The organism is Streptosporangium sp. NPDC001559 (genome assembly GCF_042893955.1).
GTDB lineage: Bacteria > Actinomycetota > Actinomycetes > Streptosporangiales > Streptosporangiaceae > Streptosporangium.
Window position 1 is genome coordinate 391928 of sequence record NZ_JBIAVG010000006.1, and the last position, 23579, is coordinate 415506.

Annotated in this window: 18 protein-coding genes and 4 tRNA genes; 9 read left to right on the forward strand and 13 right to left on the reverse strand. The window is 70.3% G+C overall.

The window, feature by feature from the left end:
* Positions 1 to 237: 237 nt before the first annotated feature.
* Positions 238 to 2730 carry a DEAD/DEAH box helicase gene (locus ACFYY8_RS16905; RefSeq protein WP_390041604.1) on the reverse strand — a complete coding sequence of 831 codons (2493 nt, stop codon included), beginning with the start codon at positions 2728 to 2730 and terminating at the stop codon, positions 238 to 240.
* Positions 2731 to 2802: 72 nt separating this feature from the next.
* Positions 2803 to 4104 carry an acyltransferase family protein gene (locus ACFYY8_RS16910; RefSeq protein ID WP_390041606.1) on the reverse strand — a complete coding sequence of 434 codons (1302 nt, stop codon included), beginning with the start codon at positions 4102 to 4104 and terminating at the stop codon, positions 2803 to 2805.
* Between the two features lie 196 nt (positions 4105 to 4300).
* Here ACFYY8_RS16910 and ACFYY8_RS16915 point away from each other — a divergent pair, with 196 nt between their 5' ends.
* The 3 genes from ACFYY8_RS16915 to ACFYY8_RS16925 are packed head-to-tail and all read left to right on the forward strand — an operon-like array spanning position 4301 to position 7192.
* Complete coding sequence (locus ACFYY8_RS16915) at positions 4301 to 5548, forward strand: sensor histidine kinase (protein WP_390041608.1); 1248 nt, start codon at positions 4301 to 4303, stop codon at positions 5546 to 5548.
* Positions 5539 to 6186: a response regulator transcription factor gene (locus tag ACFYY8_RS16920; protein WP_352011643.1), complete on the forward strand. Its 648-nt coding sequence runs from the start codon at positions 5539 to 5541 to the stop codon at positions 6184 to 6186. The genes ACFYY8_RS16915 and ACFYY8_RS16920 overlap by 10 nt, the downstream gene beginning before the upstream one ends.
* Positions 6187 to 6190: 4 nt before the next feature.
* Positions 6191 to 7192: a phosphotransferase enzyme family protein gene (locus ACFYY8_RS16925; protein ID WP_390041611.1), complete on the forward strand. Its 1002-nt coding sequence runs from the start codon at positions 6191 to 6193 to the stop codon at positions 7190 to 7192.
* On the opposite strand, the gene ACFYY8_RS16930 is transcribed toward ACFYY8_RS16925, so the two are convergent.
* The 5 genes from ACFYY8_RS16930 to ACFYY8_RS16950 form a co-directional block, all read right to left on the reverse strand.
* A complete protein-coding gene (locus ACFYY8_RS16930) occupies positions 7171 to 8271 on the reverse strand; it encodes a HesA/MoeB/ThiF family protein (protein WP_390041613.1) in 1101 nt (366 codons plus the stop codon). The genes ACFYY8_RS16925 and ACFYY8_RS16930 overlap by 22 nt on opposite strands.
* A 90-nt stretch (positions 8272 to 8361) precedes the next feature.
* Entirely contained in the window at positions 8362 to 8490 is a 129-nt protein-coding gene (locus ACFYY8_RS16935; protein ID WP_352011646.1) for a hypothetical protein, read from the reverse strand.
* A gap of 53 nt (positions 8491 to 8543) precedes the next feature.
* Positions 8544 to 9836, reverse strand: coding sequence for an MFS transporter (locus ACFYY8_RS16940; RefSeq protein WP_390041617.1), 1293 nt, complete (start codon positions 9834 to 9836; stop codon positions 8544 to 8546).
* Between the two features lie 42 nt (positions 9837 to 9878).
* A complete protein-coding gene (locus tag ACFYY8_RS16945; protein WP_390041619.1) occupies positions 9879 to 11732 on the reverse strand; it encodes a tetratricopeptide repeat protein in 1854 nt (617 codons plus the stop codon).
* 934 nt (positions 11733 to 12666) lie between these two features.
* Entirely contained in the window at positions 12667 to 14442 is a 1776-nt protein-coding gene (locus ACFYY8_RS16950; RefSeq protein WP_390041621.1) for a phosphatidylglycerol lysyltransferase domain-containing protein, read from the reverse strand.
* 134 nt (positions 14443 to 14576) lie between these two features.
* Between ACFYY8_RS16950 and ACFYY8_RS16955 the strand changes: the two genes are divergently transcribed.
* Positions 14577 to 15755 (forward strand): alpha/beta hydrolase, encoded by a 1179-nt coding sequence (locus ACFYY8_RS16955; protein WP_390041624.1) that lies wholly within the window; start codon positions 14577 to 14579, stop codon positions 15753 to 15755.
* Between the two features lie 39 nt (positions 15756 to 15794).
* On the opposite strand, the gene ACFYY8_RS16960 is transcribed toward ACFYY8_RS16955, so the two are convergent.
* From ACFYY8_RS16960 to ACFYY8_RS16970, 3 genes are all read right to left on the reverse strand, one after another.
* A tRNA-Val gene (locus ACFYY8_RS16960) sits at positions 15795 to 15869 on the reverse strand.
* Positions 15870 to 15884: 15 nt separating this feature from the next.
* Positions 15885 to 15955: transfer RNA gene (locus ACFYY8_RS16965), tRNA-Cys, on the reverse strand.
* Positions 15956 to 15979: 24 nt separating this feature from the next.
* Positions 15980 to 16051 (reverse strand) — tRNA-Gly (locus ACFYY8_RS16970).
* Between the two features lie 147 nt (positions 16052 to 16198).
* Here ACFYY8_RS16970 and ACFYY8_RS16975 point away from each other — a divergent pair.
* On the forward strand, positions 16199 to 16930 hold the full coding sequence (locus tag ACFYY8_RS16975) for an ArsR/SmtB family transcription factor (RefSeq protein ID WP_390041626.1): 732 nt from the start codon (positions 16199 to 16201) through the stop codon (positions 16928 to 16930).
* A 28-nt stretch (positions 16931 to 16958) separates the two neighbouring features.
* On the forward strand, positions 16959 to 18506 hold the full coding sequence (gene hutH / locus ACFYY8_RS16980) for a histidine ammonia-lyase (RefSeq protein ID WP_390041627.1): 1548 nt from the start codon (positions 16959 to 16961) through the stop codon (positions 18504 to 18506).
* Here the strand turns inward: hutH and ACFYY8_RS16985 are convergent.
* Positions 18487 to 19824 carry an NAD(P)-binding domain-containing protein gene (locus ACFYY8_RS16985; protein ID WP_390041629.1) on the reverse strand — a complete coding sequence of 446 codons (1338 nt, stop codon included), beginning with the start codon at positions 19822 to 19824 and terminating at the stop codon, positions 18487 to 18489. The genes hutH and ACFYY8_RS16985 overlap by 20 nt on opposite strands.
* Between ACFYY8_RS16985 and ACFYY8_RS16990 the strand changes: the two genes are divergently transcribed.
* Together ACFYY8_RS16990 and ACFYY8_RS16995 are read left to right on the forward strand one after the other, a co-directional pair.
* Positions 19796 to 20740 (forward strand): LysR family transcriptional regulator, encoded by a 945-nt coding sequence (locus tag ACFYY8_RS16990; protein WP_390041631.1) that lies wholly within the window; start codon positions 19796 to 19798, stop codon positions 20738 to 20740. The genes ACFYY8_RS16985 and ACFYY8_RS16990 overlap by 29 nt on opposite strands.
* 70 nt (positions 20741 to 20810) lie before the next feature.
* Positions 20811 to 21641 (forward strand): aminotransferase class IV, encoded by an 831-nt coding sequence (locus ACFYY8_RS16995; protein WP_390041633.1) that lies wholly within the window; start codon positions 20811 to 20813, stop codon positions 21639 to 21641.
* Between the two features lie 72 nt (positions 21642 to 21713).
* Here the strand turns inward: ACFYY8_RS16995 and ACFYY8_RS17000 are convergent, their stop codons facing one another.
* Complete coding sequence (locus ACFYY8_RS17000; RefSeq protein ID WP_089210725.1) at positions 21714 to 22130, reverse strand: SsgA family sporulation/cell division regulator; 417 nt, start codon at positions 22128 to 22130, stop codon at positions 21714 to 21716.
* A 461-nt stretch (positions 22131 to 22591) separates the two neighbouring features.
* Here ACFYY8_RS17000 and ACFYY8_RS17005 point away from each other — a divergent pair.
* Positions 22592 to 22663: transfer RNA gene (locus ACFYY8_RS17005), tRNA-Val, on the forward strand.
* Positions 22664 to 22887: 224 nt separating this feature from the next.
* Here ACFYY8_RS17005 and ACFYY8_RS17010 read toward each other — a convergent pair.
* Entirely contained in the window at positions 22888 to 23193 is a 306-nt protein-coding gene (locus ACFYY8_RS17010; protein ID WP_390041635.1) for a hypothetical protein, read from the reverse strand.
* Between the last annotated feature and the right edge of the window lie 386 nt (positions 23194 to 23579).

A 23579-nucleotide genomic window follows, 5' to 3' on the forward strand; every position in this document is an offset into this window, starting at 1 on the left:
CCCGGCGAACACCACCGACCGCCTCCCGCCCGAGCCCCCCGGCGTCATGCCCGAGGTTCGCCCCGGTGCCGTGCCTGAGGGGTTTCGGCTTGGGCGCGTCGGTGTCTGGACTGAGGAGTGAGGGAGCGCAGCGGACGAACGACGAGGGAAGACACCGACTCAGGGCGCCCAAGCCCGCGACGCCGCCAGGCGTCGCAAAGGGACACAGCCCGCGACGCCGCCAGGCGGAGCAAAGGATCACAGCCGGTTCAGGCCGATCACATGCACGACGGCGCGTCCCTCCTCGTCGGAGGCGCCCAGGTCGACCTGGGCGTCGATGCCCCAGTCGCCGTCGCCCGCCGGGTCGGCGATGACCTGGCGGACCCGCCAGAACTCCTTCTCCTCCTCGATGCGGAGCAGGCCGGGGCCACGGGCGTCGGGGCCGGTGCCGATCTCGTCGTGGTCGTCGTAGTAGGCGTCGAGCGCGGCTCCCCAGTCGACGTCGGGGGCCAGCTCGGCCAGTTCCTCCTCCTTCTCCACGGCGGCCAGCTCGACCAGCCGGAACATCGCGTTGCGCACCAGCACCCGAAAGGCGCGGCTGTTGGCGGTGACGGGCTTGGTCCTCTCCTCAAGGGAGGGCGCCTCGATCTCGCCGGAGGGGTTCTGCAGCTGCTCCCACTCGTCCAGGAGACTGGAGTCGACCTGTCGGACCAGTTCGCCGAGCCATTCGATGAGGTCGATGAGGTCCTCGGTCTTGAGGTGCTCGGGGATGGTCCGTGACAGGGTGCGGTAGGCGTCGGCGAGATAGCGCAGTACGGTGCCCTCCGACCTGGCCAGCTCGTAGAACTGGACGTAGTCGGCGAAGGTCATCGCCCGTTCGTACATGTCCCTGACGACCGACTTCGGACTGACGGTGTAGTCGCCGACCCAGGGGTGGCCGCGGCGGTAGGTCTCGTAGGCGCCCAGTAGCAGGTCGGCGAGCGGCATCGGGTAGGTGACCTCGTTGAGGAGTTCCATCCGCTCGTCGTACTCGACGCCGTCGGCCTTCATCTGCGCGACGGCCTCCCCCCTGGCCTTGTTGAGCTGGGCGGACAGGATCTGCCTCGGGTCGTCGAGGATGGACTCGATGATCGAGACCATGTCCAGGGCGTAGGAGGGCGACTCCATGTCCAGCAGTTCGAGGCTGGCGAGGGCGAAGGTGGACAGCGCCTGGTTGAGTGCGAAGTCCTCCTGCAGGTCGACGGTGAGCCGGGCCATCCTGCCCTGTTCGTCGGCCTCGGGAAGCTTCTCGACCACGCCGCCGGCCAGCAGGGAGCGGTAGATCGCGATGGCCTGGCTGATGTGCCGCCGCTGCAGCCTGCGGTCCTCGTGGTTGTCGGTGAGCAGGTGTTTCATCGCCGCGTAGCAGTCGCCCGGCCGGTTGATCACCGCCAGGAGCATCGCGTTGCTGACCTTGAACCGGGAGGTCAGCGGTTCGGGTTCGGCGGTCTGCAGCTTCTCGAAGGTCTCCTCGCTCCAGCCGACGAAGCCCTCCGGGGGCTTCTTGCGGGAGTAGCCGCGCCGCCGCTTGGGGTCGTCACCGATCTTGGCCAGGGCCCGTTCGTTCTCGATGACGTGCTCCGGGGCCTGGCAGGCGACGTAACCGATGGTGTCGAAGCCCGCCCGGCCCGCGCGTCCGGCGATCTGGTGGAACTCGCGGGCGCGCAGTCGCCGTACCTTGTTGCCGTCGTATTTGCTCAGCGCGGTGAACAGCACCGTCCTGATCGGCACGTTGACGCCGACGCCGAGGGTGTCGGTGCCGCAGATGACCTTCAGCAGGCCCGCCTGGGCGAGCCGTTCGACCAGTCTGCGGTACTTGGGCAGCATTCCCGCGTGGTGCACGCCGATGCCGTGCCGTACGAGACGGGACAGGGCGCGGCCGAAGCGCGTGGTGAACCGGAAGTTGCCGATCATGGCGGAGATGGCCTCCTTCTCCGCCTTGGTCGACATGTTGATGCTCATCAGGGCCTGTGCCCGCTCCATGGCCGCGGCCTGGGTGAAGTGGACGACGTAGACCGGGTACTGGTTGGTGGTGAGCATCTCCTCCAGGGTCTCGTGGAGGGGGGTGAGCCGGTAGGAGTAGATCAGGGGCACCGGGCGCTCTGCGTGCTTGACGACCGCGGTCGGCCTGCCGGTGCGGCGGGTGAGATCGGCCTCGAACCTGGTGACGTCGCCCAGCGTCGCCGACATCAGGATGAACTGCACGTTCGGCAGTTCGATCAGCGGCACCTGCCAGGCCCAGCCCCGGTCGGGTTCGGCGTAGAAGTGGAACTCGTCCATCACGACCTGGCCGATGTCGGCCTGGGCGCCGTCGCGCAGCGCGACGTTGGCGAGGATCTCCGCGGTGCAGCAGATGATGGGGGCGCCGGGGTTCACGCTGGCGTCCCCGGTCATCATGCCGACGTTCTCGGTGCCGAAGATCGCGCACAGGTCGAAGAATTTCTCCGAGACCAGGGCCTTGATCGGCGCGGTGTAGAAGGTGCGCACGTCCCGGGTGAGCGCGACGAAGTGCGCTCCGGCCGCGACCAGGCTCTTTCCCGAGCCGGTCGGGGTCGACAGGATCAGGTTGTTGCCCGAGACGACCTCTATCAGCGCCTCCTCCTGGGCGGGATAGAGGGTGAGCCCACGCTCGGCGTTCCACTCGACGAAGGCGTCGAAGATGGCGTCGGGGTCGGCGTCGATCTCTTCTGGCAGGCGATCTACAAGGCTCACGGTTCAATACTGCCGAAGAACTGGAGGTGGTCGGACCGGCCCGGCGGCCACCACACGCCGGAACCGCCCCACTTAATCCTGATAAATCGGGATTTGACGGGGCTTTGAAACCGGGGAGTGGCCGAGCAACAGGCCCGTCACCAGTATGCCCGCCCCCACCATCGGCACCGGCCCGGGAACGAAGCCCATCACGGTGAAGATCAGCAGCCCCGCCCCGGTCAGCGCCCCGGCCACCACGATCCTGGCCATCCCGCCCCGGTACGGCGAGGCCGCGCCGGGCGCCTCGAACCTGGCGAACCCCCGAAGCAGCGGCCACAGCGCCAGGACGAGCATGAGCAGCCAGTGCGGCCATCCGGACAGCCACGCGGACGTCCCCGGCTCCGGCGTCGAGACACCGAGACCCACCACGACCACCGCGGCCACCACGAACAACGCGCTCATGTGCCACAGGTAGACGGTCATCATCCTGGAACCGGCCCAGCGCAGCGCCCTGGCGACCCCCGGCCATCCCGCGAACTCCGTGATCCACGGGCGCAGCGCGGCGGTGAGCCCGATCTGGCCGACGCCGACCGCCAGCAGCGCGATCGTCGGCGGCGCCATGTTCGAGACGGCGGCCCCCGGCATCCCGATCATGCTGCCCGGGTACGGGCCGAAGGCCACCAGGGCGGCCGCCGTGCCGTACCCGGCGAGCGCCAGCAGCCAGGGGCGGCCGAGGCGCCCGTCGGCGTAGAGGAAACCGAGCTGGTGCACGGCCAGCCAGACCAGCCCGACGTTGACGAACCCGATCACCTCAAGCCCGCTGGTGAAACGCGCGACGTCGACCAACACGGCCCCGGCGGACAGGGCCACGGGCACGCGCCAGCCGTACACCATGTTGAGCCTGAGCATCCGCGGGGTCAGCGCGACCACGACCAGGTAGACCGCCAGGAACCACAGCAGCTGCCCGGCCAGGCGTGCGGCGGTGACCACCGGCTGCTGCGGAATGCCCAGGGCGAGCAGCAGGTGCGGCAGCGGGATCCAGACCGCGGCCAGCGGCACGACGGGCAGGGCCAGCCTGCGCAGCCGCGCCGCCAGCCAGACCGGGATCGTCTCCCCGCGCCGTACGGCCGCGCGCCAGCTGATCGCGTTGGCCGCGCCCCCGGCGAAGAACACCAGCGGCATCACCTGGCTGATCCAGGTGATCGCCCACGCCCAGCCCGTCGCCAGCGCGTTCCCCGTGGTGATCCGGCCCTCGGCGAACGAGAGCACCGGCATGCTCCAGTGCTGGAGCACGACCAGGGCCATGCCGAACACACGCAGAACGTCCAGGAACGGGTCACGTCCCGGAGGAGGCGGTGCGGAGCGGGCCGTCGGACGGGGGGCGATGAGGGTCACGGGGATCTCGATTCTCGGAAGAACTCGGGGAGGGGCCGGTGAGACGACCCTCCCGCGCGGCCCCGTGCCGGCGCAGTAACGCACGCATCCGTCTTGACCTCGCCGTCACCCCCCTGTCCGGGGTAGGGAAAACCCCACCCCTCGACACCGGCACGCAGGGTCGAAGGACCGTTACGGCGCTCATACGGTTGGCGGCATGAGAACCGTCTTGCGCCGCATCGGCTCCGACACCCGGTATCTGATCGCCGGATTCCCGCTTTCCCTCGTCTTCTTCGTCCTGGCGGTGGTGGGTTTCTCCGCGGGTATCGGAACGGTGGTCGTCTGGGTCGGTCTGCCGATCCTGGCGGGAACGCTCATGATGGCGCGCGGCATGGCCGACGTGGAGCGAAGGATGTTGCCCGAGATTCTCGGCCGTCCCGTGCCCAGGCCGCGCTACCGGCCGGCACCGGAGCGCGCCGGAGCGTTCCGCCGCATGGTGAACCCGCTGACCAGCGGGCAGTCGTGGCTCGACCTGCTCTACGGGATCGTGTCCCTCCCGCTGGCCATCCTGACCTTCGTCGTCGCGGTCGTCTGGTGGGCGGGCACGATCCTGGGGCTGACCTACCCGATCTACGGATGGGCCATCGCCAGGATGCCGGACAACCACGGACTCGCCGAACTGCTCGGGTTCGGCGACAGCGCCGTGGTCGAGGTGGCGTTCAACACCGCCATCGGGGTGCTGTTCGCCATCACCCTGCCGTTGATGCTGCACGGCGCCGCGCTGGTGCGGGCGGGCCTCGGCCGCGCCATGCTGACCGGCGTCGCCGAACTGCACGAGCGCATCGACGACCTGGCCCAGGGCCGGGCGGCCGCGGTCTCCGCCGAGGCGAACGCGCTGCGCCGTCTCGAACGCGACATCCACGACGGGCCGCAGCAGCGCCTGGTCTCCCTGGCCATGGACCTGTCCCGGGCCCAGCGTCAGCTCAAGCGCGACCCGCAGGCGGTCGAGCAGATGCTCAGCCAGGCCATCACCTCGACCAGGGAGACCCTGGACGAGCTGCGGGCCCTCTCCCGGGGCATCGCGCCCCCCATCCTCACCGACCGGGGACTGGCCCCCGCCCTCGCCGCGCTGGCCGGCCGCTGCACGATCCCGGTCGAGCTCGACATCCAGATCACCGGCCGCTTCGCCGCCGCGATCGAGAACACCGTCTACTTCGTGGTCGCCGAGTCCCTGACCAACGTGGCCAAGCACAGCCACGCGAACGTCTGCACGGTGACGCTGAGCAAGGCCGGTGGCGTCCTCATGCTGACCATCGGGGATGATGGGGTCGGCGGTGCGCACACCGCCAAGGGACATGGCCTGTCCGGCCTGACCGACCGTCTCAAGGCGGTCGACGGGACACTCGCGGTCGACTCACCGCTGGGCGGGCCGACGGTGATCGTGGCGGAGGTTCCGTGCGGGTAGTCGTGGCCGACGACGCAGTCCTGATCAGGGAAGGCCTGATCAGGCTGCTCGAGGAGTTCGGATGCGAGGTGGTGGCGGCCGTCGGCGACGGTGACCGGCTGATCGAGGCGGTCGCCGAGCACAGGCCCGACGTCTCGGTCGTGGACGTCAGGATGCCGCCGAGCTTCACCGACGAGGGCCTGCGGGCGGCCGTCGAGGCGCGCAGGCGGGTGCCGGGCGCGCCGGTGCTGATCCTGTCCCAGTACGTGGAGGTCTCCTATGCCGACGACCTGCTCGCCGACGCCAGGGGCGCGGTCGGCTATCTGCTCAAGGACCGGGTCGTCGACGTCGACGACTTCATGGCGGGCCTGCGCGCGGTCGCGACCGGGGGCACCGTCTTCGACCCGCAGGTGGTGGCGCAGCTGATGGTACGGCGCCGCCGCGACGACCCGCTCGCCCAGCTCACCCCGAGAGAGCGCGAGGTGCTCGGCCTGATGGCGGAGGGCAGGTCGAACCCGGCCATCGGCCGCCAGCTGGTGATCAGCGATGGCGCGGTCGAGAAGCACATCCGCAGCATCTTCGCCAAGCTCGGCCTCTACGCCGAGGACGGCGACCAGCACCGCCGCGTCCTGGCCGTCCTGGCCTACCTGCGCTCCTAGGAACATGCGGGCCCACGACCTGTCCGCCGGAGAGGCGGTGCTGGCCCGGGTGCACGGCGTCGCCCGTGAGGCGGCCCGCCTGTACGGCCTGCCGGACGCCGAGGTCACGCTGATCAACGTCTCGGAGAACGCCACCTACCGGATCGACGATCCGGTGACCGGGGAACGCCGGATCCTGCGGGTGCACCGGCTCGGCTACCACTCGGCCCCGGCCATCATGTCGGAGCTGGCGTGGCTGGAGGCGCTCAGGCGCGAGGCCGGGGTCAGGACCCCCGAGGTGATTCCCACGCCCGGGGGACGGCGGGTGCTGACCGTTCCCGGCGCGCAGCCCCGCGACTGCGTGATGTTCGAGTTCCTGCCGGGCGCCGAACCGCCCCAGGACGACGCCTTGGTGGCCGGGTTCGAGCGGCTGGGCGCGCTCACCGCGCGGATGCACCGGCACGCGCGCGCCTGGCGGCCCCCCGCCTGGTTCACCCGTTTCCACTGGGATCACGACGCGGCCCTGGGCGTCGAGTCACGCTGGGGCCGCTGGCGGGACGGGGTGGGCGTCGACGACCGGGCCCGTGCCGTCCTGGGGAGGCTCGACGCGCGGCTGCGGGAACGGCTGCGCCGCTTCGGCCGTGGCCCGGAGCGCTACGGCCTGATCCACGCGGACCTGCGCCTGGCCAACCTGCTGGTGACCGGTGGCGGGGAACCCAGTGTGATCGACTTCGATGACTGCGGTTTCGGGTGGTACCTCTACGACCTGGCCGCGGCGCTCAGCTTCATCGAGCACGACCCCAGGGTCCCCGAACTGGTCGACTCCTGGCTGCGGGGCTATCGCGCCGTCACCCCCCTGCCCGCGCGGGACGAGGCGGAGGTCTGGACGTTCGTCATGTTCCGCCGTCTGCTGCTGGTCGCCTGGATCGGCACGCACACCGGCGTGGACACCGCCGCCGAACTCGGCGCCGCCTACACCGAGGGAACCTGCGAGCTGGCCGAGCGCTACCTGTCCGGGAGGCTGTGAGGCCCGCGGCAGCTGTCGCACCTTCCGGCCTCGCCGTACTCGCGGAAGACGAGCTGGTCGGGCGCGATCAGGTTGACGCCGTGGATGAAGTTCGCGTGGATCTCGGGGACGCGGGTGATGGTCCTGACGACCGCGTTGGCGACCAGGTGACCGGAGATCCCGGCGGAGGCGGCCGTGACGCCGGGGCCGCCGAGATCGACGGACAGGCCAAGGGAGTCGGCGTGCAGCGGGGTCTGGAGGTTCCTGTGCCGTTCCTGCGCCTCGATGACGCACTCGTAGCAGAGCCCGTGTCCGGGCAGGAAGACGCCGACCGTCACGAAGGGGCCGTTGTAGCCGCCGCCGACCCACGGCAGCCCGGCGGCCGCGCATGCCCGGCTCGTCCACACCCTGATCCCGCCGGGCCCGCCGGGTTCGTCGGCGCACAGCGCCACCACGTCGTAGCCGTCCATCAGCCGGGCCAGGTCCTCCTGGGAGGTGGTCCGCGCCCGCTCGCCGGTGATCCGCACGTCGGAGTTGAGGGCGCGCAGCCGTTCCAGGGCGGTCTCGGCCTTCGGCCTGCCCACGTCCCGTTCGGAGTAGAGGACCTGCCGGTTGAGGTTGGAGAGTTCGACCAGGTCGGGATCGACGCAGTGCAGGGTCCCGACGCCGGAGGCCACCAGGGCCTGCGCCGCCGTCGCCCCGGTGCCGCCAAGGCCGATCAGGAGGACCCGGGCACGGCGCAGCCGCAGCTGAGCCTCCCAGCCGTGCTCTCTCGGGGTGAGGTCGGCCCAGCGGAAGAAGGCGTGGCTGCGGCTGTAGCGCTCCCTTTCGCGGGGGGACAGCTCCTCGGGCGCGCTCGCCCCCGCGTCCTCGACGTGACCGGAGCGGATCAGTTCGCCGACCAGTTCGGCCGCCTCGGCGGGGGGCAGGCCGGTCAGGAGTCCGGCTATCTCCGCGGGGCTTCGGGTGCCGTCCATCGCCCGTAGCGCCTCCCACACCAGGCCGTCCGGATCCTCGATCTCCTCCGCCACACCGTAGACCTGGCCGCCGATCCGGATTCTGCCGTCCGCCAGCCGGTAGGCGGTGTGCTCCTTCTTCACTCTCGGTAACCGCACGGCCTCCCCCGGAGGACCTCACTGGGCCGGTCCGGCGTCACTCGGGAGACACCGGACCGGCCGGAACCCTAGGTGTCAGTTGCCACTGGAGTTGCTGGCGACGTTACCGGCCATCTCGATCTTGTCGAGCCTGCGGATGCGGATTCTTCTCTTGATCTGTGCCGCACCCGCGGTGGGCCTCGGGCTCTTGTCGTTTCCGGCCATCACGCACTCCATCCGAATCGGTCGTGCTGGTCTTTCCTTCGAGCTGTCCCGTCTTACTGATGATCATAATGGGAGGCGACGGAAACGACTTCAACCCTCTTTCTCGCTTTAGTGGGATTTGGACGGTATTTACTTCTGAAGTATGTCGTTCCCGAAGTCAGGAAGGCCGTCAATGGCAGAGCGACACCCGCGAAACCGGCCATCAGAAGAACCGGCGCGCTTCCCAGAGCCGCCTCGGCGGGGCCGGTGAGAATCAGGCCGAGAGGAGTGAGCGCGGAGGCGGCGATCCAGTCGAGCGAGACCACGCGCGCCAGCCGTTCCGCGGGCACCTCGCGCTGGAGCGAGACCACCCACTGCACCGAGAAGACCTCGATCCCGAACCCGGCCAGGGCGAAGCAGACGTAGACGATCCACGGAGCCTGTGAGAAGCACAGGGCCGGAGGCACCAGCCCGTACGCCGTCAGTCCCGTGATCGCCGCGAGCCCCGGCCGCCGGGGCTTCCAGAGCATGCTGAACACCCCTCCCGCCAGGCCGCCGACGGAAAGCAGGGCGAGACCGGTCCCGTAGAAGGCGTCGCCCCCGAAGCTCTCCCTGGCCAGGACCGGGAGCAGGACCTGCGCCGGGGCGATCGTGAGCATCGACTGCAGCGCGGTCACCACGATGACGGTCCCGATCCAGCGCCTCAGCCAGACCTCACGCACCCCCTCGGCGATCTCCCGCCAGGCCGAGGCCCTGGCCGTACGGACGACCACGGGCTCCCGCAGGAGGACCAGGGCGCACAGGCTGAACGCGAAGGCCCCCAGAGCCGCGACGAAGGCCGCCCTGACCGGGGCCGACGAGACCAGGAGGGCGCCCAGACCGGGACCGGCGATGGCGCCGACACGCCAGGAGACGGCGTTGAGGGCCGCCCCCGCGGGCCGCTGCTCCGGGGTGAGCACCGACCCGAGGCACGCCTGGAAGGCGGGGCGGAAGAAGGCCTCGGCCGCCCCGGCGAGGAAGACCATCCCGCCGAGCACCCAGGCCGAGGTGACGCCCGCCAGGCCGGCCATGACCACGCAGCACAGGAACGCCTGCGAGGCGAGCATGACGTGCCGTCTGGGCAGCCGGTCGGCCCACACGCCGCCGAAGAGCCCGAACAGGACCAGAGCCGCCCAGCGCGAGGCGAGCACCGCCCCGACCTCCGTGGCGGTGCCGCCCGCGTCGAGCAGTGAGACGACGACCGCGACGGGAAACACCTGGTCTCCGGCCACGGAAGCGATAAGGCTTATCCAAAGAGTCCGGAATTCCCGATTTCCTAATACCGAGCCGGTGAGCCACTTTGGGATAAGCCTTCGGAGGGCGCTCATGCTGGTGAATGATGCGCTATTTCCCCGTGGGTAACAAGGTTGTCAAGGACGCTGTAGCGCCTCTCTTATCTCAGCGTCGTCAGGAGCGAGATCCAGCGCCCGGGTGAGGTCGGCCACGGCCTCCTCCTCCCGTCCGGCGGCACGCAGCGCCATCGCCCGGTTGAACAGCAACGCCGGGTCGGCGCCGGGTTCGAGGGCCCGGGTGAAGTCGGAGACCGCTCCCTCGGGGTCGCCGGTCTCGAACGCCAGCATCCCCCGGCTCGCCCAGGCCGCCATCAGCGAGGGGGAGAGCTCAATGGCCCTGTCGAAGGCGGCCCTCGCCCGTTCGGCACGGCCCTGCGCCATCTCGATCTGGCCGAGCGCGCACAGCAGGTACGGGTTGAGCGGGTCGATCCGCAGCCCCGCCTCCGCGTCGGCCCTGGCCCTGCCGTACTCGCCGAGCGCGGCCAGCAGGCCCGCCCGGTTGGCGAGCCCGTCCACGAACTCCGGGTCGAGTTCGAGGGCGTGGTCCAGGTCGGCGAGCGCCCCCTCGTGGTCACCGGCCGAGAAGCGGATCTCGGCCCGGTTGTAGTACGGCTCGGGGAAGGGCGGCCCGACCCGCATCGCCGCCTCGTAGTCGGCGATCGCCTCCTGGCTCCTGCCCAGCCGGTGGAGCAGGTTCCCCCGGTCGATGTAGTAGTCGGGATAGCCGGGATCGATCCCGATCACGGTGTCCAGGTTCTCCAGGGCCTCCTCGGGGCGGCCCAGCGCGACGGCCAGCTGCGCCCTGTTGGCCAGCAGCACCATCCGGTGGATCGGGTGCTCGCCGGGCGGCAGGTCCCGCTCCGCCAGGCCGATCGCCTCCTGGACGAGATCGAAGGCCCTGCCGGGACGGCCGAGGCGCAGCTCGACCAGTGCCCGGCCGTTGAGGTCGAAGCCCAGTCTGAAGGCCCGTTCGCGGGGGTCGGGGAGCAGCCCGGAGATGGCGACGGCCTGGTTCACCCAGCCGAGCGCGGCCTCGGGGTCGCGCCTCGCCGGATCGTGGTCGCGGACCTTGAGCATGGCCGTCGAGTAGGCCGCGGAGGCGTGCGTGACGGGGGAGACGCTCTCTCTTCTGGCCCGGTCGAACAGGGCCAGGGCCTCGGGTTCGCGGCCGAGCGCGCCCAGTGCGGTCGCGGTGTCGTGCACCAGCCGCCACCAGGTCTCCTCGGGGGTCTCCCGGGTCTCGGCGGGACCGGCCAGGGCCAGCGCGCGTGACCCCAGTTCGGCGGCCGCGTCGTGACAACCCGCCTCAAGACACCACTCGACGGCGAAGCACAGCGCCTCGACCGCGCTGTGCGGCCGCGTGCCGTGCTCACGGTGGTGCGGGATCGCGCCGAGCCGCGCCCCGATCGTTCCATCCCGCTCCAGCGCGTCGGCGAGCGCGTCGTGCTCCTCGGGACTGAGGGCCTTCTCCGGCACGACCTGCCCGCCGGTCACCACGGTCAGCAGCCCGGGGTCGATCCGGCGGCGCAGCACCGCCAGCAGCTCCCTGTCGGTCGGGTCCGCCTCGTGGACGTTCTCCACGACGAGCGTCCTGGGCCCGGTCTCGGCCAGATGCTCGTGGAGGAACTCGGCGAACCCGTTCGACAGGCGCAGGGTACGGCGGGGCGCGTGGACCAGGATCCGCTCCGCCTTCGGCAGCAGACCGGTCAGTGACCGGCGTCTGAGCGGGATCAGGTGCCGCGCGTCGGGCGCCACCGCCCGCAGCTCTATGTCGTAGCGGGCCACCAGCTCGGGCCGCGCGACGGGCACGAGAGCCGAGACGATCGCGCTCGCGGCCGTGTACGGCCCGCGCAACCGCCGGTCGGCGTCCACGGGGGGCAGGAGCAGCGGGGCGAGGGGCGGGTCCTCCTGGGGGAACGATCCCAGACTCACCGGTCTCCTTTAAGTCACCTGTGCGTTCGTAAGGGGCCGGCGCCCACCACTGGGCGCCGGTTCCGTTGGCTCGACGTCAGCCGACATGCTTGGGGCTGGCGGCTCCGCTGAGCGTAATCGTGCCGGGCTTGTGAACAATTACTCGCTTCATTGCGTTGCCTCTCCCATAAATAAGAACAAATCGCAAGTATTCGCACCAAGCATATGGATTGACAAGGTATATCCCTCAGACTGGCCGAATCAGGACACGCCTCTGGACAAACCAGTTCAAGGGGCATATTTCTGGCGAGGTCGTGTCCGGGGGAAAGCCCATGCGCGCCTGAGTGGAGGAGTAGGCATGACGGGTCGCCTGAGCCCGTACGTGTCCGATCCGACGGGGCCGGGTCCGGCCGGTCACACGGTGTGCTCGTACGGCAGGGCCCTTCCTCGCCGTGAGGCGGGGCGGGAAGCGGGCGCCGGGGTCGGAGTCACCTGGTGTGGGCACGCTCCCAGAGTACGACGGGCTCCGGCGCGGAGCCGCGCGGGTGCCGGAAACGACCCCTGACCTTCCCGTGGGCCATGCACCCGGCGGGACCTCCCGGATGCCGGCGATCCGTTCCGGCGGCGCGGCGCCGGAACGAGAGGGAGGGAAGAGGGGCCCGTCCCCGTGGGGGACGCCTCTGCGGGAACGGGTGCGAGAAGAGGTCCCGGAGGGCGGCGGGGCGCCTCATGGGAGGAAAGCATCTTCTGGGGAACGAGGGACTCAGCGGGAAATTCGCCCCTTCTGGTGGAGGAATCGAGATAAGTCCCCGGGGGTTTATTTCAAGGAAAAGTCAAGTGTTGGGATGGCTTTTCTGGAAAAGCATGGATATGGGGGAGAAGGCCCGGAAACCGCTCCACGGACGGTCCTGGCCCACGGCCCGCCGTACCGGAGCGTGACCGGCCCTGGCGCGCCTCAGCCGGGCAGCGCCGTCCGTTCCCCGGGGACGTCGCCGGGACGGGAGCGGCGCCTGCGCCTGAAGGGGACGCCGGGGAGGGCGACGTTGATGAAGGCCTCGGCCTGGAGGGCGGCTATGCCGATGCGCGGCAGGTCGCGGGCGGCCGGATAGACCACGAACCTGGGGACCCACAGCGGGTGGAACTTCGCGTTGAACCTGTACAGCGACTCGATCTGGAACCACCGGGACAGGAAGACGAGCACGGCGTGCCAGGCGCGGAGCACGGGGCCCGCTCCCAGCCGTTCGCCCCTGGCCAGCACCGCCCGGAACATCGCGAAGTTGAGCGAGACCCTGTTCACCCCGAGCTCGGGGGCGGCCTGGAGGGCCTTGACGATCAGCAGTTCGTTGAGCCCGGGATCGGCGTCGCGGTCACGGCGCATCAGGTCCAGGGAGATGCCGTCCTGCCCCCACGGCACGAAGTGCAGCACGGCCCGGATGTCCTCGCCGGGCGGGGTGGCGCCGTCCTCGGAGGACCGGTGCGCGGTGACGACGACGCACTCGTCGTCCGCGGGATCGCCGAAGCGGCCGAGCGCCATGGAGAAACCCCGTTCCGTCTCCGTTCCGCGCCAGGAGTCCGCGGCCTCGCGGATGAGCCTCCTCTCGGTCTCGGAGAGGGTCCCGACCCGTCGTACCCGGCAGGTGTAGCCCGCGCGTTCGATGCGGTTGACCATCTGGCGGACGTTGCGCATCGCCCTGCCCTGGAGGGTGAAGTCCGCCGTCTCGACGACGGCCTCGTCGCCGATCTCCAGGGCGGACAGGTCGCCCTCCCGCGTCCAGACCTCGCCGCCCGCCTCGCTGCACCCGATCACGGCGGGCACCCAGGCGTGCCGGGTCGCCTCGTCGAGGAAGCGCCTGATCGCGCCGGGCCACGCCTCGATGTCACCGACGGGGTCGCCGCTTGCGAGCATGACCCCGGCCACGACCCGGTAGGCGATCGCGGCCTTGCCGGAGGGGGAGAAGATCACGCTCTTGTCGCGGCGCAGCGCGAAGTAGCCCAGCGAGTCGCGGGCGCCGTGCCGGGCGAGCATCTCCCGCACGGTCTCCTCCTGCTCCTTGCTGAGCTCGGCGACCGGCTTCTCCGGGCGCAACGCCAGGTAGGCGGTCGTCACCGCGGTGAGCAGCCCGAGGCCGGTGAGGGAGAAGTAGACCAGGTCGGCGGTCCTGTCGGAGGAGTAGACGACCGGTCCCTCCAGGCCGACGAGCCCCAGCAGCACGTGCTGGAGCCGGTCGCTGAGACTCGGGTCCCCGACGATGGTGTGCGGGTGGGTGTTGACCACGACCCAGCCGATGGCGACGTCCAGGACGAACATGAGCAGGAAGTTCCACACCGCGCGCCAGCGCGTCCTGGGGTCGGAGAGGGCGTGGAACTCGCGGCGGTTGACGACGAGCACCGCGAAGACCAGCATGCTGATCGCGGCGCCGACGATCCGGTGCATGTGCACGAGTTCGATGAGGGCGCTCAGCGGAAGAAGCAGGACCACGGTCCGCCACGCCCGCACCTTCCTGCGCTTGAGGGCGTGCGCGAGCATGACGAGCAGGATGCCCATGACGAGAGAGGCCGCCTGGGCGATCGAGGTGACCGTTCCCGGCAGGAAACCCGCGATCTCGCTGACCCGCGTCCCCCTGAACGGGGGGACGACGGCCTTGACGATGTCCAGAATCCCGATCGTCAGCGACGCGTAGCCCGCCGCGGTGGGCACCCAGGGGCGGGCGATGGGTGGACGCTCCCTCATGAGAGGAGGCTAAACGGTGACGACCGCCGCTCCGCGCAAGCCCGGCCAACACGACGCTAACCGCGGCCTTACCCGCGCTGAGTAAATTTGCGCGTAGATCGAACGGGGGACGCGGTAACCAGGTGAGGGGCGGCATGGGGATCACCGCAGTCGGGGTGCAGTTTCTCTTCGGCCTGCTCGCCGTCGTGGCGCTGGCGGCGTCGGTCTGGGCCTGGCCGCTGCTGAGCGGGCGGACCTGGCGTTCGATCCTCGGCAGGGTCGGGGTGCTCGCGGGAAACCAGGTTCTCACCCTGGTGGCGCTCGGCCTGGTGGCGAACGCCTACTTCGGGTTCTACGGCTCCTGGGGTGACCTGCTCGGCACAGAAGGCGATGCGGCGCCGCCCATCGTCGCCGGGGACGGCCGGACCGCCGCCTCGGGACGTCCCGGCCGGGGAGTGACCGAGGTCGGCCAGGTCGCCCTGCCCCCGGGTACGGCGGGCAGGCTGGAGCAGGTCGTCATCTCGGGTGGGGAGACCGGGATCTCCTCTCCCGGATACGTCTACCTGCCCCACGAGTACTTCGAGAAGAAGTACGCCGACCGGCGCTTCCCGGTGATCCTCGCGCTGACCGGCTACCCGGGGGACGCCAGGAACCTGATCACCAGGCTGAACCTTCCCGCCATGGCCGCGAAGTCGGTCGCCGAGAAGCGGATGCCTCCCACGATCATGGTGCTCATGCGTCCGACGGTCGTCCCGCCCCGCGACACCGAGTGCGTGGACGTGTCCGGCGGGCCCCAGGTGGAGACGTACTTCACCAGGGACCTGCGGGCGGCCGTCGCCGCCTCCTACCGGACGGGTCTCGACGCGCAGAGCTGGGGCGTCTTCGGCGGTTCGACCGGCGGCTACTGCGCGCTGAAGATGTCCATGCGCCATCCGGAGGCGTTCTCGGCCGCGGTCTCCCTGTCCGGCTACTTCCGCACGGCCGTCGATGTGACCACGGGCGACCTGTTCGGCGGGAGCGCGAGGCTGCGCGATGAGAACGACCTGATGTGGCGGCTGCGGAACCTGCCGGTCCCGCCCGTCTCGGTGCTGGTCACCAGCAGCGAGAAGGGGGAGAGCGACTACGCCGACACCCGCGCGTTCCTGGCGCTGGCGAGGGATCCGATGCGGACCGCGTCGCTGATCCTGCCCAGCGGCGGCCACAACTTCAACACCTGGAACCGGGAGATCCCCCAGGCGCTGCCCTGGCTGGGCAAACAGCTGCACACCCCGGCGGCTCCCGGGAAGTACCCCGTCCAGGCGGGCGGCCGGGCCGTACGGCAGGGGCGGAAATGAACGATCCCCCCGGGCCGTGGCCCGAGGGGATCGCTGAGATGGTGGACGATACAGGGATTGAACCTGTGACCTCTTCCGTGTCAGGGAAGCGCTCTCCCGCTGAGCTAATCGTCCTCGTCGAAGAACCAGAGGTGGAGACGGGATTTGAACCCGTGTACACGGCTTTGCAGGCCGTTGCCTCGCCTCTCGGCCACTCCACCGAGCGGGGCCGTGGCCCCTGTTCGAGCGGAAGACGGGATTCGAACCCGCGACCCTCACCTTGGCAAGGTGATGCTCTACCACTGAGCCACTTCCGCGTGTGTTTCCGGACGAGCCGGTCTCACGGACAGAACTCTAGCGAATACTCGCCGACTCCCCAAACCGGATCCCGCTGTCGCAGGGGGTTCGTGACCCCCGCGGACACTTCGATACCGGGCGAAAGATGTGAAAGGTAACGTCGGAGCATGGTCGCCGAACGCATCGCCGCCGACGCTGACATCGCCCCCGTCGCCGCCCTCATCGCCGATCCGGCGAGGGCCGCGATGCTGACCGCGCTGCTGGACGGCCGCGCGCTGGCCGCCGGTGAGCTGGCCGGGCTCGCCGGGGTGAGCCCGCCGACAGCCAGCTCCCACCTGGCCAGGTTGCTGGAGGGCGGGATGGTCGACGTCATCGCCCAGGGAAGACACCGTTACTACCGCCTGGCGGGCCCCGAGGTCGCCGAGGTGCTCGAGGTCCTCGCGCGGGTGGGGGCGCGTCCCGAGGTCCGTTCCCTGCGCCAGTCCCGCCAGGCGCGGCTGCTGGGGGAGGCGCGGACCTGTTACGACCACCTGGCGGGCCGGGCGGGGGTCGATCTGCTCGGGGCGCTCAAGGCCGCCGGATACCTCGCCGGGGAGGAGTCCTTCGAGGTGACCGGCCGGGGCAGACGGGAGCTCGGCGGCCTCGGCGTGGACGTGGACGCGGTCCGGGACACGCGGCGCAGATTCGCCCCCGGGTGCCTCGACTGGACGGAACGCAGGTTCCATCTCGGCGGAGCCCTCGGCGCGGCTGTGACCTGCGCTCTTATGGAGCGCGGATGGTACAGACGTGGGGTGGTCCGCAGAGTGGTCGAAGTCACAGAAAAGGGCAGAAAAGGCATAGCGGCGATCTATGCATGTAAGGAGCTAACATCGCATGCACTAGTTACTGAGATGCGCTGAGACGCGTTGAGTTCGAGAGAGTGACGCCATGGGTGACAGAGCGGTCGTGAACGTCGGGCCGGAACCGCTGAGCTTCGACGAGGTGACCATGGTGGCCCGGCACGGCGCCGAGGTACGCCTCACCGACGACGCCGTCGCGGCCATGGCCGCGGCCAGGATCCGCGTGGACGAGCTCGCGGAGAGCCCGACCCCCGCCTACGGCGTCTCGACCGGCTTCGGAGCGCTGGCCACCCGGCACATCGACCCCTCACTCCGCGCCCAGCTCCAGCGCTCACTCGTCCGCTCGCACGCCGCCGGCTCCGGTCCCGAGGTGGAGAGGGAGGTCGTCAGGGCGCTGATGCTCCTGCGCCTGCACACCCTGGCCACCGGCCACACCGGGGTGCGCCCGAAGACGGCCAAGGTCCTGCAGGATCTGCTCAACGCCTCGATCACCCCCGTCGTGCACGAGTACGGCAGCCTGGGCTGCTCGGGCGACCTCGCCCCGCTCTCCCACGTGGCCCTCACGATCATGGGGGAGGGCGTCGTCCGCGACGCGGCCGGAGACCTGCGCGACGCCGCCGAGGCGCTCAAGCAGGCGGGCATCGAGCCCGTCGAGCTGGCGGCCAAGGAGGGCCTGGCGCTGATCAACGGCACGGACGGCATGCTGGGCATGCTCATCCTGGCCATGGACGACCTGGGCCGCCTGTTCAGGACGGCCGACGTCTCCGCCGCCATGAGCGTCGAGGCGCTGCTCGGCACCGACCGCGTCTTCGCCGCCGACCTGCAGGCGCTGCGCCCCCACCCCGGCCAGGCGGCCAGCGCCGCCAACCTCAGGGCCCTGCTCAAGGACTCGGGGATCATGGAGTCCCACCGGGACGGCACCTGCACCCGGGTCCAGGACGCCTACTCCCTGCGCTGCGCCCCCCAGGTGGCGGGAGCCGCCAGGGACACCCTCGCCCACGCCGCCGTCGTCGCCGAACGCGAGCTGGCCTCCGCGGTCGACAACCCGGTGGTCCTGGCCGACGGACGGGTCGAGTCGAACGGCAACTTCCACGGGGCCCCCGTCGGCTACGTGCTCGACTTCCTCGCCATCGCGGTCGCGGACGTGGCGAGCATCTCCGAGCGCCGTACCGACCGGATGCTCGACGTGGCCCGCAGCCACGGCCTGCCCGCCTTCCTGGCCGACGACCCCGGCGTCGACTCCGGTCACATGATCGCGCAGTACACCCAGGCCGCGATCGTCTCCGAGCTCAAGCGACTGGCGGCACCGGCCAGCGTCGACTCCATCCCCAGCTCCGCCATGCAGGAGGACCACGTCTCCATGGGCTGGTCCGCCGCGCGCAAGCTGCGCCGCGCGGTCGACGGCCTGACCCGGGTGCTGGCGGTGGAGATCCTCACCGCGGCCAGGGCGCTTGACCTCCGCGCGCCGCACCGGCCCGCCCCCGCGACCGGGGCCGTTGTCGCCGCGCTGCGCCAGACGGTCGCGGGCCCGGGCCCCGACCGCTTCCTCGCCCCCGAGATCGAGGCGGTGACCAGGCTCGTGGCGAGCAACGCGGTCGTCGCCGCCGCCGAGTCCGTCACCGGGCCGCTGGAATAGCCGCCACCACCTCGATCTCGATCATCAGGCCCGGCATGAACAGCCGGGACACCTCGACGGTCGTGCTGGCCGGGGGCTCACCGGTGATGTGACGCCCCCGGACCTCGCCGTACTCCCGCAACCGTGACATGTCGGTGAGGAAGGTCCGGATGTGGGTCACGTCGTCGAACGAGCACCCCTGGTCGGCGAGGACGCGTGCCAGCATCTCCATCACGTACTCCGACTGGCGGGTCATGTCGCCCTCGCCGACCACCCGGCCCTCCTCGTCGAGCGCCACCTGGCCGGAGACGAACAGCAGGTCCCCGGTCCTGGTCGCGTGGGAGTAGTACCCGTTGGTCGCGGGCACCGAGGCCGGGTTCACCTTCCGAACCCCCGGGCTCCCCGTACGGCCCGCCGCCACGTATCCGAAGACGGCCGTCAGGTCCTGGTCGCCGAGCCCGGCGGATACCGCCCCGAGCAGCCGTTCCTCGGCCGCCGCCGCCAGCGTCCGCGTCCCGTGCCCGGCCAGCCCCAGGTCCTTGGCGGCCAGCCCCAGGTCCTTGGCGGCCAGCCCGAGGGAGTAGGCGGTCCGCCGCGGCCCGTTCTCGACGACGGGGCGTACCCGTTCGACGAGTGAGGCCAGCGGGGTCCCGCCGAGCACGTCCAGCAGCGTCCCGGTGTCCACACCGGTCGCCGCCGCGTGGGCCAGGTTCTCCGCGAGCAGCACCTGCGCCGGGACCAGCGCGCCCATCACCGCAAGCTTCAACGCCGCCCCGGAACCGGGACCGCCGGTCTCCCGTACCCGCCCGAACACCTCGAGCACCTCGCGGCAGCGGGCCAGGTCTCCGGCGTCGCCGCCGGCCAGCACCGTCAGCGTGCCGTCCGCGGCGGGTCCCACGCTGCCGAGCACCGGCGCGTCCACCAGCCCGACCCCGGGGGGCAGCAGGTCACGGAGCCCGGCGACCGCCTCGGGGCCGATCGTGGACATCTCGACGACCAGGGCTCCCGGCCGCAGCTCCGGGGCCGCCGCGGTCAGCACCTCCCGCACCGCCGCCGGGCCGGTGAGCATCGTGATCACAAGGTCCGCCTTCGCGACCGCCTCGCCCGCCGTCGCCGCGCTCCCGGCTCCCTCGACCGTACGGGGAGTGCGGTTCCAGACCGTGACCTCGTGCCCCGCCGCCACGAGCCGTCGTGCCATCGGGGCGCCCATACGCCCCAAACCCAGGAAGGAAATCATGCCGCTCACGCTATGAGGGGCCAAAGCATTCCACCAGCGACTAGATTTCATACATCCCATGCGAAGGAGGAATGTGTTCGACATCGACGCCCTGCGCCTCATGGACGCCGTCGTCAGAACCGGCTCGTTCACCGGGGCCGCGGCCCTGCTCAACTACACCCAGTCCGCGGTCTCCCGGCGCATCGCCTCCCTCGAACAGCGGGCGGGCGGCCCGCTGTTCGAACGCCTCGCCAGAGGAGTACGGCTCACGCCCGCGGGCCAGGCGCTCCACCTGCACGCGCTGGCCGTGCTCAACCGGCTCGCCATGGCCGAGGAGGAGCTGGCGGGCATCCACGGCGGCTACCGGGGGCGGCTGCGCGTCGGCGCCTTCGCCACCGCCAACGTCGCGCTGGTCCCCAGGGCCCTGCGGGTCTTCGGCCACGAGTTCCCGGGAGTCGCGCTCACCGTGGTCGAGGGGCCCAGCGCGGGCCTGCTGCGCCGTATGCGGGAGGGAGCCCTCGACATCGCCGTGATCAGCGACTACCCGTCGGGCCTGCCGTACGAGGAGGAGGTCGAGACCGTCGAGCTGGTCGATGACGAGCTGCTGGTCGCGCTGCCCAGGGACCATCGGCTCGCCGCGGGGCCGGAGGTGGACCTGCGGGAGCTGCGGGAGGAGACCTGGATCGAGGCGCCCCCTCCCGGCGGGACGACCATGCTCGACGTGGCCTGCGCCAAGGCGGGCTTCAGCCCGCGTGCCAGGCTCAGGATCGCCGAGTGGACCGGGAAGTTCGGCTTCGTGGCCGCGGGGCTCGGGGTCACGCTGGTCCCCGGCATCGCCGCGCACGCCGTACCCGGCGACCTCGTCCTGCGCTCGCTGGGCGACCTCGCCCCGCGCAGGACCGTGTACGCCGCGCTGCCACGCGCCACCCCGCCCTCGGTCCTGCCCGCGGCCCGCGCGCTGGCCGGATTCCTGGCCGACGCCGTGGGGACGGCGGCGTTCCCGACGGCGGGATCCGCACCGCCGTCCGCGCGGGCATAACCTGGGGCGGCGTCCCGTGAGGAACGACACTTGTTCCACCATCAGATCCGGCAGTTTCAGGAGGAGCCCGATGAACGTCCCCGTCTGGGTCAACGGGCGGCTCATAGAGCCAGAGAAGGCGACGGTCTCGGTCTTCGACCACGGCCTGCTGGTCGGCGACGGCGTGTTCGAGACCGTCAAGTGCGTCGGCGGCGTCCCCTTCGCGCTCACCCGGCACCTCGACCGGCTGCTGGTCTCCGCGACGCGGATGGGCATGGCGGAGCCGGACGTGGAGTTCGTCGCGGAGGGTGTGCACGCCTGCCTGGCGCAGGCGCCGTCGTGGCCGCTCGGCCGGATCCGCATCAGCTACACCAGCGGCCCCGGCCCTCTCGGCTCGGACCGGGGCAAGACGGACGGCACCTTCGTCGTGATCGTCTCGGACCAGAAGCCCTTCCCCGCGACCGCGGACGTCACCGTGGTGCCGTGGGCCCGCAACGAGCACGGCGCGCTGGCCGGGGTCAAGACGACCTCCTACGGCGAGAACGTCCTGGCCCTGGCCTACGCCAAGGCCAGGGGAGGCGGCGAGGCGATCTTCGGGAACCTGGCGGGAAACCTGTGCGAGGGCACCGGCAGCAACGTCTTCGTCGTCCGTGACGGGCGGATCGTCACCCCCACGCTCGCCTCGGGCTGTCTGGCCGGGATCACCCGCGCGCTCACCCTCGAATGGTGTGGGGGAGCGGAGGAGGACCTTCCCCTCTCCGCGCTCGCCGAGGCCGAGGAGGCCTTCCTGACCTCGACGACCCGCGACATCCAGCCGATCAGGACGGTCGGAGAGACGGTGCTCCCCACGGTCCCCGGCCCGGTGACGGCCAAGGCGATGCGGGTCTTCGCCGAACGGAGCGCGGCCGACGTCGACCCGTGATCCGTCACGGGAACGCCGGAAACGCGACGCCGCCCGCGGGCCTGAAGCCCACGGGCGGCGTCGGACGGAGCCTCAGGAGCTCCAGAGCATGTTGCTGAGCTCGGCGTCGAGGTCCATGAAGTCGGTCTCACGGCCCGCGGGGACCAGCTCGTAGGTCCGGTGCAGGAACTCGGTGAGAGGCGCGAGAGGCACCTCGAACAGAGCCTGCCCGAAGGGCGAGGTGAGACTGATGTGCAGTGTCCGCTCGCCGTCGGCGCGCGCGGGCCACACCTGGACGTCTCCGTCGCCGACCCGTCGCACGATGCCGACGGTCAGCAGTTCACGGGCGAAGATCCACTCGACCGGTTCGTCGTTCCCCACATGGAAGGCCATTCTGATCGCGTAGGGATCATCGGCCGTGTAGCTGAGTCCGGCGAGCAGGGGGACGGTGGTACGGTCGGGGACCACAAGCCGAAGGCCCAGCTCGGCAGAGACGGTGGAGCTGTTCATCGTCAGCCAAACCTTTTTCGTCGTCGGTCCCCTCTGCGGGGCTTTCACTGCTCTGGCGGACTCTTCGTCCCGAGCTATGACGCGGAACAAAGAAACCTGTAGGGAAGATTCCGCCTCCGGGCCCTTCTGTAACGCACATCACAGCGCGACATTTGGGTCTCTACCTGGCTAAACATCACCAACAGGGCCATATTTGCAAGGGTTTTGCGTATCGTTTTGGTCACCGTCGACTCCCCCTGCCGGGGCGTCTCGGGCCATAGAGGTTGAGCCTGGGTCGTACAGTGCTTCTACGGATCAGGACGATGCTATGACACCGTAGCCCCCTGCTGGACGCATCCACGGACCTTTGGTTCGCGTCCGTGTCGCGCCTTCAAGATCGTCTCCTCTCCCGCGTCGCTTCGCCAGTGCTCTCGGATTGCTGTATGGTTTTCCACGTCGGCACCGCGAGGAGCCGACAGGGCGGGCGATTAGCTCAGCGGGAGAGCGCTTCGTTCACACCGAAGAGGTCACTGGTTCGATCCCAGTATCGCCCACGCGAGTAGGACGCAGGTAGGAGCCCTCTGGATTACATGATCCGGGGGGTTTCTTGCTCTCCCGGCTCAGCCGGTGCCCGATTCTGGGAGCAAAGTGGGAGCGGAGATCGAAAACCCGCTCCTCAGGGCAGTGTGTGACTCATCTCACCCTCCTCCCGCTGGAAGCGCGGGCTGCCGGGCGAGTCGGCCGGATCGCCGTCGCAACGTCCTCGGCTGAAGCTGTGTCACGGCAGCGTCCCGGTACGGCTCCAGGAGCCGATCCAGAAGTGGCACCGTAGACTGCCTGCCTGCCCCCACAGCACCTCCAAGGCGGTTCGCTCCATGAGCGCGGTCTCCCACCGCTTCTGCGGCGCCTCCACTGCCTCTCCCCGCATCCGCTCTGACACGTGCGTGTAGTGGTCCCGCATCGATGAGGCGATACGCACGTCGTCTTCCACCGGGTGGCCCATCCGTTCATCCCGTAGGACATCGGCGACCCGATCCTCACCCATCCAGGTCTGGTTGGCGTGGCGCAGGCCGTGCGTCGTCAAGCCAAGTCGCGATCGGCGTGTCCGCCGGTAGCGTTCGGCGTCCTCGGCTCCGTTCGGCGAGACGGGGAGCCGTGAACGCCTGGTCCCGCTCCAGGGCAGGCCAAGGAACAACTGGGACTCCGGACCATCCTTGTGAAAGATCTACAAGGACAGGCAGGGCTGGCCGAGGCATTTTCCCGCCTTCTTCTGGATATCGGCCGTCGGCCGCAGGCCGGATAGTTCGGCGCCAAAGTTGCTGCGCCTTGGATGTCCGCTTTCCGGTCCCAGGAAGAGGTAACCCCTCCTTCGCACCCCTCCTTCTAGTGGTCGTCGCAACACCCCAGCTTGGGGAGTGCGATGGGGTTCGAGATCCGAGTGGATCGAAAGCCGCAAGGGCCCAAGAAGCT

Excerpts from the sequence above, each read along its gene's own strand:
- ACFYY8_RS16915 (WP_390041608.1), top strand. The coding sequence starts at position 4,301 with ATGAGAACCGTCTTGCGCCGCATCGGCTCCGACACCCGGTATCTGATC.
- ACFYY8_RS16925 (WP_390041611.1), top strand. The coding sequence starts at position 6,191 with ATGCGGGCCCACGACCTGTCCGCCGGAGAGGCGGTGCTGGCCCGGGTG.
- ACFYY8_RS16935 (WP_352011646.1), bottom strand. The coding sequence starts at position 8,490 with ATGGCCGGAAACGACAAGAGCCCGAGGCCCACCGCGGGTGCGGCACAG.
- ACFYY8_RS16940 (WP_390041617.1), bottom strand. The coding sequence starts at position 9,836 with ATGAGCGCCCTCCGAAGGCTTATCCCAAAGTGGCTCACCGGCTCGGTA.
- ACFYY8_RS16950 (WP_390041621.1), bottom strand. The coding sequence starts at position 14,442 with ATGAGGGAGCGTCCACCCATCGCCCGCCCCTGGGTGCCCACCGCGGCG.
- ACFYY8_RS16955 (WP_390041624.1), top strand. The coding sequence starts at position 14,577 with ATGGGGATCACCGCAGTCGGGGTGCAGTTTCTCTTCGGCCTGCTCGCC.
- ACFYY8_RS16975 (WP_390041626.1), top strand. The coding sequence starts at position 16,199 with ATGGTCGCCGAACGCATCGCCGCCGACGCTGACATCGCCCCCGTCGCC.
- hutH (WP_390041627.1), top strand. The coding sequence starts at position 16,959 with ATGGGTGACAGAGCGGTCGTGAACGTCGGGCCGGAACCGCTGAGCTTC.
- ACFYY8_RS16985 (WP_390041629.1), bottom strand. The coding sequence starts at position 19,824 with ATGAGGCGCAGGGCGTCGATGTCGAACACATTCCTCCTTCGCATGGGA.
- ACFYY8_RS16995 (WP_390041633.1), top strand. The coding sequence starts at position 20,811 with ATGAACGTCCCCGTCTGGGTCAACGGGCGGCTCATAGAGCCAGAGAAG.
- ACFYY8_RS17000 (WP_089210725.1), bottom strand. The coding sequence starts at position 22,130 with ATGAACAGCTCCACCGTCTCTGCCGAGCTGGGCCTTCGGCTTGTGGTC.